General features: G+C 58.5%; 11 protein-coding genes. 6 read left to right on the forward strand and 5 right to left on the reverse strand.

What is annotated here, in order from left to right:
- Positions 1 to 34: 34 nt before the first annotated feature.
- Entirely contained in the window at positions 35 to 2,959 is a 2,925-nt protein-coding gene (gene mobF / locus T8T98_RS01210) for a MobF family relaxase (protein WP_322295780.1), read from the forward strand.
- 14 nt (positions 2,960 to 2,973) lie between these two features.
- Here mobF and T8T98_RS01215 read toward each other — a convergent pair whose 3' ends face one another.
- Positions 2,974 to 3,609, reverse strand: a complete 636-nt coding sequence (locus tag T8T98_RS01215) for a S24 family peptidase (RefSeq protein WP_221601636.1) — start codon at positions 3,607 to 3,609, stop codon at positions 2,974 to 2,976.
- Between the two features lie 425 nt (positions 3,610 to 4,034).
- Here T8T98_RS01215 and T8T98_RS01220 point away from each other — a divergent pair, with 425 nt between their 5' ends.
- The 5 genes from T8T98_RS01220 to T8T98_RS01240 are packed head-to-tail and all read left to right on the forward strand — an operon-like array spanning position 4,035 to position 10,378.
- A complete protein-coding gene (locus T8T98_RS01220; RefSeq protein ID WP_221601634.1) occupies positions 4,035 to 5,672 on the forward strand; it encodes an ATP-binding protein in 1,638 nt (545 codons plus the stop codon).
- A gap of 1 nt (position 5,673) precedes the next feature.
- Positions 5,674 to 6,498, forward strand: a complete 825-nt coding sequence (locus T8T98_RS01225) for an HNH endonuclease (RefSeq protein ID WP_221601632.1) — start codon at positions 5,674 to 5,676, stop codon at positions 6,496 to 6,498.
- Entirely contained in the window at positions 6,491 to 8,317 is a 1,827-nt protein-coding gene (locus T8T98_RS01230; protein ID WP_253521901.1) for a DEAD/DEAH box helicase, read from the forward strand. The genes T8T98_RS01225 and T8T98_RS01230 overlap by 8 nt, the downstream gene beginning before the upstream one ends.
- Positions 8,317 to 8,751, forward strand: a complete 435-nt coding sequence (locus tag T8T98_RS01235) for an EcoRII N-terminal effector-binding domain-containing protein (protein WP_221601630.1) — start codon at positions 8,317 to 8,319, stop codon at positions 8,749 to 8,751. Before T8T98_RS01230 ends, T8T98_RS01235 begins: the two co-directional genes overlap by 1 nt.
- Entirely contained in the window at positions 8,741 to 10,378 is a 1,638-nt protein-coding gene (locus T8T98_RS01240; RefSeq protein ID WP_322295781.1) for a hypothetical protein, read from the forward strand. Before T8T98_RS01235 ends, T8T98_RS01240 begins: the two co-directional genes overlap by 11 nt.
- Before the next feature lie 24 nt (positions 10,379 to 10,402).
- Here the strand turns inward: T8T98_RS01240 and T8T98_RS01245 are convergent, their stop codons facing one another.
- The 4 genes from T8T98_RS01245 to T8T98_RS01260 all read right to left on the reverse strand — a co-directional run bounded on the left by T8T98_RS01245 (position 10,403) and on the right by T8T98_RS01260 (position 13,846).
- Positions 10,403 to 10,813 carry a very short patch repair endonuclease gene (locus tag T8T98_RS01245; protein WP_237487477.1) on the reverse strand — a complete coding sequence of 137 codons (411 nt, stop codon included), beginning with the start codon at positions 10,811 to 10,813 and terminating at the stop codon, positions 10,403 to 10,405.
- Positions 10,814 to 10,844: 31 nt separating this feature from the next.
- Complete coding sequence (gene dcm, locus T8T98_RS01250; protein ID WP_221601626.1) at positions 10,845 to 12,077, reverse strand: DNA (cytosine-5-)-methyltransferase; 1,233 nt, start codon at positions 12,075 to 12,077, stop codon at positions 10,845 to 10,847.
- Positions 12,078 to 12,191: 114 nt separating this feature from the next.
- The gene (locus T8T98_RS01255; protein WP_221601624.1) at positions 12,192 to 13,490 is read right to left on the reverse strand and encodes a type II toxin-antitoxin system HipA family toxin; all 1,299 of its coding nucleotides are present in this window, start codon (positions 13,488 to 13,490) and stop codon (positions 12,192 to 12,194) included.
- Positions 13,487 to 13,846 (reverse strand): helix-turn-helix domain-containing protein, encoded by a 360-nt coding sequence (locus T8T98_RS01260; protein WP_067695826.1) that lies wholly within the window; start codon positions 13,844 to 13,846, stop codon positions 13,487 to 13,489. The genes T8T98_RS01255 and T8T98_RS01260 overlap by 4 nt, the downstream gene beginning before the upstream one ends.
- Between the last annotated feature and the right edge of the window lie 91 nt (positions 13,847 to 13,937).

Raw genomic sequence — 13,937 nt, forward strand, 5'->3', positions numbered from 1 at the left:
GCCGCGGGGGAAGCCGTGACAAGGACCAGACAGTATGCTTTCCGTCGCCAATGTGCGCTCCCCTTCGGCTGCCGCGAGCTATTTCGCGGCAGACAATTACTACACCGGCGCCGATGCCGATCGTTCCGGAACCTGGGTCGGGAAGGGAGCGGAACGACTTGGTCTCGAGGGCCGCGTCAGCGCCGAGCAGTTCGATGCCTTGCTGCGGGGAGAACTTCCCGGCGGTATCCAGGTCGGCAATGCGGGACAGGCCCACAGGCCGGGAACCGACCTCACATTCTCACTGCCGAAAAGCTGGTCGCTGCTTGCGCTGGTGGGCGGCGACCAGCGGATTATCGATGCCTATCGCGAGGCCGTCATCGAGACCTTGCGCTGGGCAGAAAAGAACGCGGCGCAGACCCGGATGAGTAGCAAGGCTGGTTACGGGAAGGTCGCGACAGATAATCTGACGATTGGTCTTTTCCAGCACGACACCAACCGCAACCAGGAGCCGAACCTGCATTTTCATGCGGTCGTGGCAAATGTCACGCAAGGCAGCGACGGGAAGTGGCGCGCGCTTCGCAATGACAAGCTTTGGTCGTTCAACACCCTGCTCAACTCGATGACCATGGCGCGCTTTCGTCTGGCGGTCGACAAAATGGGCTACGAAGCAGGGCCGGTTGGAAAGCACGGCAATTTCGAAGCAGCGGCCATTGCTCGCGGGCAGGTCGTGGCCTTTTCAACGCGGCGCGAAGAAGTCCTCGAGGCGGTACGCCAGCTCGGTGAGAACACCCCGAAAACCCGCGACATTGCTGTGCTCAATACGAGGAAAAGCAAGGCGCCCGTCAGGGACCGGGAAGGCCTTCTCGATGCATGGCGGCAGAAAGCCCAAGAAGTCGGGATTGACTTTGTCGGTTTGATCGATGCGTCGCAGATGCGGGCTGCAACGAAGGACATTCCCAGCTCCAAAGAAGGGAGCCTTCTTCAGCGTGGAATTGCGAAGCTGAGAGAGTTCGCCCAGCGGATCAAGGGCGATCCGGCTGATCCGCTGATCCCAGCCCATGTCCTCAAGCAAGATGCACCGATCATTGCGGCAGCGCAGGCCGTTGCTTCCGCGGTGCGTCATCTCTCGCAGCGCGAGGCAGCGTTCCCGCGTGAGGGATTGCTGAAAGCGGCGCTTGATTTTGGGCTGCCGACGACGGTGGATCACGTCGAAACCCGTGTGAACGCATTGGTCAGAAGCGGCGCACTCGAGCCCGGCAAAGGCGAACACAAAGGCTGGCTGGCGAGCCGCGAGGCGCTGGACCTTGAAAGCACCATTCTCGCGAATGTCGACGAGGGACGAGGTGCGGTGTCGCCCATCTTGGATCGGCCGGACGCCGCGCAGCGGGTTCAGGATGTTGCTGCGCTCAATCACGGAATTTCACTCAATGAAGGGCAGGAGGATGCTGCGGGCCTTGTCCTTTCGTCGCGCGACAGGATCGTAGCGATCCAGGGCATTGCCGGGGCGGGCAAGAGCAGCGTGATGAAGCCGGTTGCCCAGCTGCTCCGCGAGGAAGGCAAGCAAGTGCTGGGGCTCGCCGTGCAGAACACGCTCGTCCAGATGCTCGAGCGCGACACTGGCATCCGTTCGATGACCATCGCCCGCTTTCTCGCCCAATGGGGCAGGCTTCTGCCCGAGCCGGGAAATGCCTCCCTTCTGAGTGAGGCTCGGAGCGCGCTCGGAGACCATGTCCTGGTGCTCGACGAGGCGTCGATGGTGTCGAATGAGGACAAGGCCAAGCTGGTACGGCTGGCGAACCTTGCCGAAGTCTACCGCCTTGTTCTCGTCGGCGACACGCGACAGCTAGGCGCCGTCAATGCCGGTAAGCCCTTCGACCTCGTACAGCAGGCCGGGATCGCGCGCGCCAACATGGATGTAAATTTGCGCGGCCGCGATCCCGCCCTGCGGCGAGCCCAGGCCGCCGCGCAGGAGGGACGCATCGACGATGCGCTCCGGGCGCTTGCTCCTTCAACCATCGAGGCTCGCGGGGACAGTGCGATTGTTGCTGCCGAAAAGTGGCTTTCGCTCAGCCCGGCGGATCGGGATCGGACGTCGATCTACGCGTCGGGACGGGCCTTACGTTCTGCGGTCAACGATGCTGTCCAGCGCGGACTCAAGGCCAATGGCGAGCTCGGGCCGCGATCCGGGCGCCTGACCGTCCATTCGCGGGTGAATGTGACACACGAGCAGCTTCGCTATCTTCGCACCTACCAGCCGGGCATGGTTCTCAACTTCCGCTCGCGCGACAGCACCCAGAAACTTTCCAAGGGTGACTACACAGTCAAGACCATTGACGAGGCGCGCAGGCAGCTCGTGCTTGAGGACAGGAAGGGGCAGCTTCGCAAGTTCAATCCTGCGCGTTTACGGCCGGGCGCAGACGATAGCCGCCTGTCGCTCTTCGAACGCAAGCCGCTGTCAATCATCGAGGGTGACAAGATCCGTTGGACCGACAACGACCACAAGCGTGGGCTGTTCAACGCCGACCGTGCGAGGATCGTGGCCATCGACACAAAGGGCGTCTTGGTGGAGACATCAGCGGGGAAGGAGCTCCGCCTGAGCCGCGGCGACCCCATGCTCAAACGCATGGACCTCGCCTATGCCCTCAATGCGCACATGGCGCAGGGACTGACCTCTGATCGCGGAATCGCAGTGATGGACAGTCGCGAACGTAATCTCGCCAATCGGAAGACCTTCTTGGTCACGGTCACCCGGCTTCGCGACGGCCTTACGCTGATTGCAGATAATGCCGAGAAACTCGGCCGGGCCATCAAGTCCAACAGCGGCGATAAAGCGTCGGCCGTCGAAGTAACGCAAAGGCTCAAAGCGGCAGCTGCCAAGGGGCTTTCGCAAGACAAGGATGTTGGCAGCGCTTCGCAGGCAAGTGACAAGCCCGAACTCACCAAGGAAAGGGTAAAGCCTTTCGAAATCGGGATCTAAGCCAACGGGAGCTCCTAAACCGCGCGTCCGAACCAGATGACACGCCCGACCACCTGGATTTCGGACCGATCGACATCATCCCAGCTGGGATAGGCCGAATTATCGCTGCTGATGGTGATCTTGCGGCCACCTGGCTTGAGCGTCACGCGCTTGACCACCAGCGCATCATCGGCGCGCAGGACATAGATGCCGTCACGTAGCCGCGAACCTTGGTCCGACGCATCGACCAGTACTTCGTCGCCATCGCTGAGTGTCGGCTCCATGGAGTCGCCTAGGACATGGATGATCGAGAGACTGGCGCTCTTTGCCCGGGTCAGCCGGGCAAGCCAGCGTTCGTCGAAGCCGAAGCGTGTATGGGCGGTCTCGCTTTCGGCAATCGCTCCAAAGCCCGCTGATGCATCGACATTGAGTACGGGTATTTCGATCAGTCCGTCACGCATTGGCGCGGCCGGGCCGCCCAAAACTTGCTCGTCGACCCCGAAGAAGCTGGCAAGCGTGCGCCGGTCATCATCGTCCAACTTGCGCGGCGAGCCGCGCTTGATGAACTGCTGAATGTAGGACGAGTTTCGTCCGATCATCCGCGAGATCGAGGAATATCCGAGCCGTCGCTGCTGGATCAGGCGATCGAGCTCCTCTCTGACATGTTCCATCGTGTCGTTCCTTCTGACGGTCTGAGGAGAGAAGGAAATCTCCTAGACTCGATGGAACCTTCCTACTAAGAACAAAACAGGAACACAAGTGCTGAGTGAGTCGAGGAAGGCCATGAAATTGCTGGATCGCATTGAGCGACACCTGAAGGAATCGCACATGTCGGCGACACGGTTTGGTCGTCGCGCGGTTGGCGATCCACGCTTTGTCTTGGACTTAAGACAGGGAAGGCGGCCGCGGCGACGGACCTTGGAAAAAGTTGAGGTCTATCTCAGGCATGCAGAGGTGCGAAACGGAGACGGTCTTTGAACGCAAGTCGTTTGTCAGCTTTCATTTAACGATCATCCCGCTAAGTTCGATACCGTTCGACGCGGGGGGTAGCGGGCTGGATTTCAGCAAAGGTGCCCTCTTTTAAGGGGGCGGCTAAGTGAATGATCTGATTAATCAACCCGATGCGCCACGGCTCATTTACGGGCTTCGGGACACAGGCTACAGTTTCAATACCGCCGCCGCTGATATCATCGACAATTCAATCGCGGCCAATGCGACCGAGGTCAATGTACGAATAGAGTTGGCCGAAGACGGTCGAAAATTCGTGTGCTTCGGTGATAATGGTGATGGCATGGACAGCGAGATGCTGTTCGACGCTATGCGTTACGGGGCACCTGCCAGAGCTAATCTTGCCAGTCTCGGCAAGTTTGGCCTTGGTCTCAAGACGGCATCCAGTTCGGTCTGCCTTAGGTTTACGGTCATTTCCCGTCAGTCTGATAAGGCTGACTTCGCCAAGCTCGCATGGGACCTCGAGCATGTCGAAGAGCAGAACCAGTGGGAAATGCTCCGCGAAGAGATGACAGCAGATGACTACGAGCTCTTCGAAGAGCTTTGCGGCGACAAGGGCACGCTTGTGGTCTGGTCCAAATGCGACCGTCTGCTATCGAAAGAATACGACGATCCGGGTGGCGCGAGGGAACAGGCTGCAATCAGACGGCTGGGTGAGCGGCTGATCGACCATGTCGCTCTCATCTATTATCGCTTCCTCGACAAAGGGGACGATCGTGAGAGGCATGTCTCAATATCTGTTAATGGGGAACAGGTCAGACCGTGGAACCCGTTCTATCCTGAGAAGGCCGATCAGGTGCTTTCACCTGAACAGCAGAAACTCGAGATCGAACTGGAGGACGGGTCGGTTGAAACAGCGCACATCAGGGCGTGGATTCTCCCGAACCGACGGGATCTGACCAGAGACGAACAAAAAATCGCGAATATCACCAACCGCGGCCAGGGCTTCTACATTCATCGCGAAGGACGAGTGATCCAGCAGGGCGGCTGGCTTGGCGTATTTGGTTCTGTTGAGCCGCACACGTCGTTGCTGCGCGTCGAATTCGATTTCACACATAAGCTTGACGAGGCCTTCAAGGTCGACGTCAAGAAATCGAAAATTCTCTTCGACCCGGCTCTTGAGGAAGCCCTCAAGACCCTACTTCAGCCGACTTATCGCGAGGCAGGAAACCGCTACCGGCGCAAGGAGAAAGCAGCGGCGGTGGAGCGCGGCGTCGATCACGGCAGCGCGAATAAAGTCATCGGCAATACGCCTTCGACCAAAAAGCCGGACGTCCAGTCTGCCGACGCGGGTCAGAAAACCGCTACACTCAACAACAATCGCGGTTCAGGCATCAAGCTTCGGGTACCCGTGGATACGCACGTAAACCCGGATCGTATTCACGTTGAAGCTGTCGAAACCATTACGTCCGGCGATCTCTGGGAGCCGGCTATGCGCAGCGATGCCGAGTCAGGCTTCGTAGCAGGCGTCCGCATTAACAAGCATCACGACTTCTATCTGAAAATCTATCAGAGAGCTGCCGCCAGTGGCTATGCAGTCGAGGGTATGGATCTGCTGCTGTGGGCTTTTGCTGTGGCTGAGCAGAACAACACCAACGATGACCTTGAGCCGATATTTGAGGACATTCGCAACGAGATTTCGACCAATCTCAAGAAGCTGCTGCGTGAAGTGCCTCTGCCCGACGACGAAGAGCTGACAGAGACCGGGGACGAAGAAGGGGACTGAAATGCTTGCCGAGAAGCAGGCCCTGATCCGCCGGGAAGTTGAGGAGGGAACCGGCGCTGCAATCTGTCTGGAGGAAGACAGGTCCGGAGTGCAGACAGCAATCAGGCTCTGGTTTGCAGACCTTGAGCGCTCTCACAGCCCGATGGTCACTCTTCGGCCGACCGGTCTGCGCCGCTTCGAAGCGAAGTTGGCATTCGGCAATTTCGCAGCCGATACGATCCGGCAGATGCGGCAGGCAAGCGCAGAAGAAGTCCAGCTTGCAAGGGCACTCGTCGCTTCAGTAGCGTCGAGCGCGGATCTAAAAATCGGTAACAATCAGACTACCGATGACTGGATGATCGACAATGGCAGTTTCACGATCATCGCAGAGAAGCGCGGTATCGAGAGCCGGTTTGACGATGACTCCGTTGCAGCGACCTGCCGGGAGCTCGTCATTCCGGTTCTTGCCGCAATGGCAGAGCTTTATGGATACGATCCGATCGAGGAAAGTACACCGACCGAGCAGGAAGCGCTGACTGAAGGCGCTGTCAAACTGACCGTCGTACGCCGACGCGAACGAAATCCACGCAATCGTCTGCTCTGCCTGCGTATCCACGGGGCAGCCTGCATGGTATGCAGTCTTATTCCTGGCGATCTTTATGGCGATGCTGGCGGTATTATTGAAGTTCATCACCTGCAGCCGCTTTCGCTTGCCGGCGAGCCCAGACCATACGATCCGGCAACTGACCTGATACCACTTTGCCCGAACTGCCATCGCGCGGTACATACAAGACGCCCGGTCCCTTGGACGCCCGCAGAACTCAGGGCCAAGCTGGGCAATGACTGACGGATCAGCATCACTTCCTGCCGATTTCAGGCAGATTACAGCGGCACCTCCCCAGGGCTGGGAGTTGTCGTCAAGAGTTGTGCAGCCGGAAATCCGGATCCGGAAAGAGGGTGCTGGTTTTGCGCTCCACGTTGCTGGCACCAAAACTGTGCGGGGGGAAAAGAAAGTCTGGGACGCGCCCGGCCCGGACTACAACTGGGTCGCCGACGGAAATGTGATCCGCCCACTTCCTCACAATACGCCGGCCATAGTCCGGCAGATGCTGGGCGGGCAGCTGCCGAAAACGCTCAGCTTTCCCGATGTGGTGCGTCTTGTCCGGCTGGGTAATCCCGACATACCTGTCATAGCTGAAGAGAGCGTCTTCCACTCAGCGCAATCGGCTGCTGCCGACCTGCGCCCGGATCAGGACATTCCGGGTCTGCATGCGACTCTGTTCCCGTATCAGGCTCAGGGCGTAGCATGGATGGACCAGACCATACGGCATACCGGCGGCCTCATTCTCGCTGACGAGATGGGGCTCGGAAAGACCATCCAGATCATTGCCCTGCTGCTCTGCGAAAAACCGGAAACCTCACGACCAGCCCTCATTATCTGCCCGACGAGCCTGATCGCCAACTGGCGGAAAGAGATAATGAAGTTTGCGCCCGAGCTTTCTGTTCTCATCCACCGCGGACACAACAGAACCGGCATCACCGCGGGTCTGCAGCGGGCGCAGGTCGTGCTTTCAACCTACGACACTGTGGTCAACGACATATCCATTTTTGCAGGAATGCCCTGGTCATGGCTGATTTGTGATGAAGCGCAGGCTTTGAAAAACCCCGATTCCGGGCGCAGGCAGGCAGTCGGGAGGATTCCCAGGCAGCGTACCATTCCGATGACGGGGACGCCGGTCGAGACGTCGCTCCTGGATCTCTGGTCGCTTGCTGATCTCGCGATACCTGGATTGCTGGGAAGCCGGGAGGACTTTGAAGCCGATCATCCTGACTCCGAGGAATCGGCAAAGAATCTGGCTCGCCTGACCGATCCTGTCGTTCTCTGCCGAAAAGTGAGGGACGTCGCCGGCGATCTTCCGGAGCGCATCGATATCGATCTGCCACTCGAACTCGGTGACGAGCTTTCCCGGCGTTATGATGAAGTGCTCGCCGAGACGCTTGAGAAGTACCCTGTGGCAGGTAATCTGGTCGCGACAGGTCAGTTGCAGCTCTTCTGTGCCCATCCCTGGCTGCAGGGATCAGGCGATCCCGACAGGGATCAGGACGCGGGGATCGATCCGTCAGCCGGAATGCCGCTCGTCACACCGAAGGTGGAGCGCGCAATCGCCATTCTCGAAGAGGCGTTCAGGAGCGGACGAAAGGTTCTGCTCTTCGCAATTTTTAATCGCTGTGGCGAGATTATCCGTGAGGCAGCACAGGGTCGGCTGCCGGATGCATACTGGGGGGCGATCAATGGGTCCACGCCGCAGGAAGAGCGGCAGGCAATCGTTGACGCATTCTCTGGCCACGATGGGCCGGGCTGCCTTGTACTCAATCCAAAGGCGGCAGGAGCGGGACTCAATATAACCGCTGCAACTATAGTCATTCATTTCACCCAAGCATGGAACCCTGCACTTGAATCCCAGGCAAGTGCCCGCGCGCACCGGCGCGGGCAGACCGAGCCGGTTTATATCTACCGGCTGTTTTACGAGGACACTGTCGAACGGGTGATGATTGACCGATCCCAGTGGCGCCGCGAGCTTGGCAACGAAGCAGTCCCGGTATCAACACGTGATGCCGATGATCTGAGGCGGGCTCTTTCCATCCGGCCCGGCGGAGAAAATTGATGAGCAGTCAGACTTATGAGAAGCCGCTGACGGCAAACGACACCGGAGAAACCGGAGGTCATCAGGCCGGCATACACATACCGAAATCACAGACTGATCTGATTGCGCTGCTTCCGTTTCTCGATCCAGCGCAGAAGAACCCCGATGCGTGGCTGGAGATGACGGACGAAACGGGGGTGACCTGGCGCTTCCGCTATATTTACTACAACAACAGGCTTCATGATGAAGGCGGGACAAGGGACGAGTACCGCATCACTCATATGACCAAGTTCTTCCGCGCTGTCGGGGCGACAGAAGGCGATGTACTCGTGCTTACCGGATCCCCGGGAAGTCTAACCTATTCTGTGTCGGTCCGGAAGGATGAGTCGCCTCAGGGCGAGGAGGCAGGTGCACCGGTGAGGGTCCGCCTGAAAGGCTGGCGCCGTGTACATTAGAGAAACCGGAGAGCCGATAGATCCGCCGGGCGCGCGTCACCGGGGTAGCATCCGGCAACCTGAACTGGTGGATGATCTCCCTATCGGCGTGCTTCACCTTGGTGTGAAGACTGCAACGCTGGAGAGGGCTGGTTTTCGCACCGTCGGTGATCTCGCCAGCGTAAGCCGGGAGCAGATCATCCGGATTCCCACAGTTGGCTGGCGCACCGCCGATCTGCTCAGTGAAAACCGGCAAGCGCTGATTGATGCTTCGGATGCTGAGACGGGCACTGATTGGGACAGGTATTGCGAAACGACGCGTATCCCTCTCCTGCCGCATGAGGGCCGGCCGCGTTCGGGCAAAGACTTTCTGGCTTCGCTTCCGGACTTTCTCGCAGAGGTCGCCGACAATCTCGCAGACGAAACCTTTTCAGCAATTCTTCGCGAACGCATCTGTCAGCCGCCGGAACGGCAGAAGACGCTCGATGAAATAGCTGCGACAACCAGCCCTCCGGTCACCCGCGAAAGGATCCGGCAGAAGGAGAAGAAGCTGCTGGGGCAGCTGACAGGCGGGCTACTCAACGAGACATATGGAACGCTGGGAATACATTTCCGTCCGGAGTTTTCGGTCTGGTGGAAACGGGCTGCTGACCGTCTTTCCCACCTTGAGGAAATCGAGTTCACAGATTTCGTAGAAGCCCTCTCCGCTGAATGGGAGGTTCCCAATCACGCGGTCATAGCACAGCTCCCCATCATCCTTGCGATAGTCACCGGCGAACCGCAGATGTCCGGGGAATTCCGGGCAGCAAGCCGCGTCGATCCCCGGCTCTTCGGCGATCTGAGGCGGGAAGTGCTCGGACTCCCACTGAACCGACTCAGACTGGGCAGATACGTTGAGCGTCTGGCTGAAGCCGGATCGGAAACTGTAGGGGATATCGTCGCGAGGTTGCGCGCCGGCAGCCTAGGGGCAAGGGGAGGAAAGGCGGCCGAGGTGGCTGCGATGCATGCAAATCAGCTGGCCTCCTGCCTCCGTGATGATGGTCTGATCGATTGGCGGTCATACCGGACAGCCAACGCACTGAGCTGTCTGCCAGCCTCGCCAACGGTCAATGCCGCTGAGTTCGTCGCCACACTTCGTGACACCGTCTGTGACTTGCTATCTGTGTGCCGCGTTACGAAGCGGGCGTCCGAAATTTACCGTCTCAGGACGAGCCGCACTCTTGGGAGCCAGATGACACTGCAGGCTGTCGCCGACGCCCTCGATACCCATCTGCCCACGGTCAAACGCGAAGAAACGGTGTTTCTGAGTTTTCTGAATGGAGTGCTGATCGGTCACGATTTCAGCAAGCTGCCTGTATGGCTGGATGACCTCTGGCTGGAATACTGGGACGAAGCCCGGGCCAGCTACGAAAGTGCCCGGGACAACTACGGAGAATTCTCGGAGAATCTTGCCTGGAAATGGCGACTGACGGTGCGCGACATCGGCAAAGCAGCACCAACGATCTGGGCAGTGCTGAGCGGCTATCCGACCGACAGGCGCTCGAAAAGATCCATCAGCAAAGCTCCCGTCGTGAGCCCGATCATTTATCCGGACCCTCAGTTACCTGCCGGAAGGATCCGGCTCCGTGGCTTCCGGCGGGTGCATTGACGAGGCGCACATGGATTCTACATCCTAGCCTCTGATTTCGAGCGATAGCTCATCACCCCTGAGCCAAGATGTCAGCCGCGTCAGAAGTGCTGTCGGTTCAATCCTATTCTTTCCCTTGAGCGCGCATTCCCAGACGGTGGCAATGCGCCATCCTTCCGAAAGCAGCGCTGATCTGACAACCTTGTCCCGCTCTTGATTGGCGCCGATCTTCGCCGCCCAGAATTCGGTGCGTGTCTCTGGAAGCCGGAACAAATGGCAGTCATGACCATGCCAGAAGCAGCCGTGCACAAAGATAACCGCATGAAACCGGCTGAGTACGATGTCGGGCTTGCCGGGCAGATCCTTCCGGTTGACCCTGAAGCGATAACCTAGCCGGTGAAGGCCACTTCGAATCTGAAGTTCAGGCTTCGTGTCCCTTCCCCTTATAGCCGCCATGTTACGGCTTCTTGTCGTGGGATCATGGACGTCAGGCATACTCCCGGACAGCCACCTCATCGTTCGGGGCTGCTTCCCGGGTTATATGCGGACGCATGATCCTTGCGACCTCGCTAAACACCGGCACTGCCACCGAGTTACCGAACTGCTTATACGCCTGCGTATCGGAAACAGGGATCCGGAATGTGTCGGGAAAACCCATCAGCCTTGCGCATTCCCTCGGGGTAAGCCGTCGGGGATTCTTGCGTCCCTTTTGCTGTACAAGAATTTCAGACCCATCCTTGTAATAGCGCGCTGAGAGCGTTCTGCAGGTGTCGTCCGGGCCTACCAGGCCATAGCCAAAGCCATTGCCTGCTGCACGATGCTTGGCTGAGTAATCTCGGAGATATTTCCAGAGGTGATTGCTCAGGGTATACTTGGCATTGACCCTCGCAAGTTCTCCCTCTGTATAGTGCGATTCTGCAGTTTCGCCGCCGTTCTCGGGATGCAGTACCGATCGCATCCGCGCTTCGCCTTCAACCGGAAGCTTCAAGTCCGCCCAGTCGAATCCACTTTTTTCGCGGAAGCCAACGAGCACGATCCGTTCACGGTTCTGGGGAAGAAAATGACGTGCGTTTAGAACGCGAACATGGAGCTCGTATCCGAGGTCTTTCTCCAAAATTTTGCGGATGACCTCGAAGGTCCGGCCTTTGTCGTGGCTTTTCAGATTCTTCACGTTCTCGAGCAGGAATGCGCTTGGTCTGTGAGCCTTCAGGATCCGTGCAACATCGAAGAACAGCGTTCCCTGAGCTTCGTCAAGGAACCCATGTTTCCGGCCCAGCGCATTCTTTTTTGACACCCCGGCGATTGAGAATGGCTGACAAGGAAAGCCTGCGAGCAGAACATCATGCTCAGGAATCTCATCGACGGGGACTTTGGTAATATCGCCGGCGATCGGGCGGTTGTCCGGATAGTTGGTGTGATAAGTAAGCTGTGCATATTTGTCCCATTCAGACGTGAATACGCAGCGGCCGCCTATGCCGTCAAAAGCCCGGCGTAGTCCTCCTATGCCGGCAAAGAGGTCAATGAATGTGAACCCCTTCGCATTTGTGTGTGTCGGGACTGTATCAGCGCGCTCACGCAGCCAGTCGAGCACAACTTTGCGAGGTCTGATCTTTCCGGACTCCCAGCGGAAAATCTCCCGTTCGGAGTAGCCAAGTTTTTCTGCGAGTTCCTCGGTCGAGAGTCCGGCACGGCAGCGTAGAATTCGGAACTCAGATTGCATATGTCTGCCTCGGGTAGTTGTAGCGACGGGATGTCATGAAAATTCCCCACGGGCAAGGGCAGAGATTTTAGTTTCAACAAACCGCTGTAGGCGATCGCCCGGTCTGCCGGCTTCTCAGCCGATATCACGGAATCCGCGCCTAGCCTTCCGTGCCATGTCGGCTTCCACTCCGGCGGTATTGCAGTGCCTGTCCCAGTTACCGACTGCGGCCCGGATCGTTTCGATGATCGACTTGGTCTCAGTAGGTTTCAGGTCAGCAAACCGTCCGAATTCCAGCAGATCGTCGAGTTCAAAGTCGTCGGTCTTGCCAGCCAGCGACATCTGGTGCTCGTTGGTCCAATCCCCCTTGGGATTGTAGGCGTAGACGACATCGTATGCGGGCGAGAGGCTCCAGCGACCCGAGCTATCCATCAGGAAGGCGATGTTCTTGGTGTGGTCGTCTTGGTTACGGATAAAGACATTGAGCAGCGCGCGGCGCACCTGCTCCTTGATCGCTTCGCGTCCGAGACCGAGCATGCGGATGGTCTCGATTGCCTGCTCGTAGCTATAGGCCCGGGCGAGGTTGAAATCGAAATGGCGCATCGCGCAAAGCGACTGCATGTGGAGCTTCTTGCCGTCAGGCGTGCGATCAAAGCGCTGGGTCATGAAATGCGCCCTCCCGCCTTCCTCGTGCAGTCGTGAGCGAGCCATGTCGATGGCAGCCTCTCGGGCTAGCAGATAGCAAGCGTATTCAAGCCGGCCGAAGCCCATTGGGTCGGCAAGTTCCTTGTCGGCATTGCCCGACACGCCGTCGAACTTGACCAGCCATTGCGTGTAGCCGGGCCCTGCAGTCAGCTGCCCTGAATGGAACTCTCCGGTCGCCTCGTTCCAGGCGAGGACGGCCTTGGCCCGGGCGCCACCGGCGGAGGTTCCGACGCGCAGGATCTCTTGGAGTGCGCGGTGATCATCCTCTCCCTTGAGCACACCGGCCAGTTCTTCACGCGCGGCAATGACTCTGTTGGCGAGCTCGACCAGCGGGGCGATATCGACGGGCCGGCCCTGTTCACGGCGCTCACCGGTAGCGGGCTCGAATTCGAGCGCACCCATGCCTCGGCGACCGGTATAACAAAGGCGCTCGACCGGATCGAAGCTGTCGGCTGTGCGGCCTTGCTCGGCAAGCCAGCGATTGATCAGCGCGTTACCAAACTTGTCGGGCAGGCTGTCTGCCAGCATGCCCGGTAGCCCTTTAAAGGTCTCGTAATTCAGCGCGGGAAAATCGTAGACGCCGCTTCGTAATGGCATTGTGAGCGGAGCGACTTCGATGCCGCTGCGACTGAATTCCGGAGTGTATTCGAAAACCCCGACATCGCGATCTTCATCCCACAGGACGGCGCCGATCTGACGACCCCAGAGATTGACTACCGCACGCGTCATGGGGCCTCGTCACCCCAGCTCCATTCCTCGCCAGCCTCACCTTCAGAAGACTTGCGCACCCTTTGCCGCGCCTTGCCGGTGTCGGACCGGGGATCGAGCGGTCTCAGCTTGGCGTCCGGCATGACATCCAGCAGGCGGTCTTCAATGTCGAGCGCACGCATTATCCTGGCGAGGCTATCGATGGTCCCGCCATTACCGGCTTCCAGGCGGGCGAGCGTTGAACGCGAGATACCTGCCATTTCCGCAAGCTCGGCCTGCTTGAGATTGCGTGATATGCGATATGCTTCGATCTGCTTCCCGAGGTCGGATAGCAGCACCGAGAGCGGACGCAGATCTGGTGAATCATAATGTGGCATTATCGAGACATTATCTCCGTTATGGAGCTTTGTGTAGCGATTTTGCGTCTTTACGTGATGATATTTAATGTGTCAATATCGAGACGTAAAT

The organism is Pelagerythrobacter marinus, from assembly GCF_034375205.1.
GTDB lineage: Bacteria > Pseudomonadota > Alphaproteobacteria > Sphingomonadales > Sphingomonadaceae > Pelagerythrobacter > Pelagerythrobacter marinus.

Excerpts from the sequence above, each read along its gene's own strand:
- mobF (WP_322295780.1), top strand. The coding sequence starts at position 35 with ATGCTTTCCGTCGCCAATGTGCGCTCCCCTTCGGCTGCCGCGAGCTAT.
- T8T98_RS01215 (WP_221601636.1), bottom strand. The coding sequence starts at position 3,609 with ATGGAACATGTCAGAGAGGAGCTCGATCGCCTGATCCAGCAGCGACGG.
- T8T98_RS01225 (WP_221601632.1), top strand. The coding sequence starts at position 5,674 with ATGCTTGCCGAGAAGCAGGCCCTGATCCGCCGGGAAGTTGAGGAGGGA.
- T8T98_RS01230 (WP_253521901.1), top strand. The coding sequence starts at position 6,491 with ATGACTGACGGATCAGCATCACTTCCTGCCGATTTCAGGCAGATTACA.
- T8T98_RS01235 (WP_221601630.1), top strand. The coding sequence starts at position 8,317 with ATGAGCAGTCAGACTTATGAGAAGCCGCTGACGGCAAACGACACCGGA.
- T8T98_RS01245 (WP_237487477.1), bottom strand. The coding sequence starts at position 10,813 with ATGGCGGCTATAAGGGGAAGGGACACGAAGCCTGAACTTCAGATTCGA.
- dcm (WP_221601626.1), bottom strand. The coding sequence starts at position 12,077 with ATGCAATCTGAGTTCCGAATTCTACGCTGCCGTGCCGGACTCTCGACC.
- T8T98_RS01255 (WP_221601624.1), bottom strand. The coding sequence starts at position 13,490 with ATGACGCGTGCGGTAGTCAATCTCTGGGGTCGTCAGATCGGCGCCGTC.
- T8T98_RS01260 (WP_067695826.1), bottom strand. The coding sequence starts at position 13,846 with ATGCCACATTATGATTCACCAGATCTGCGTCCGCTCTCGGTGCTGCTA.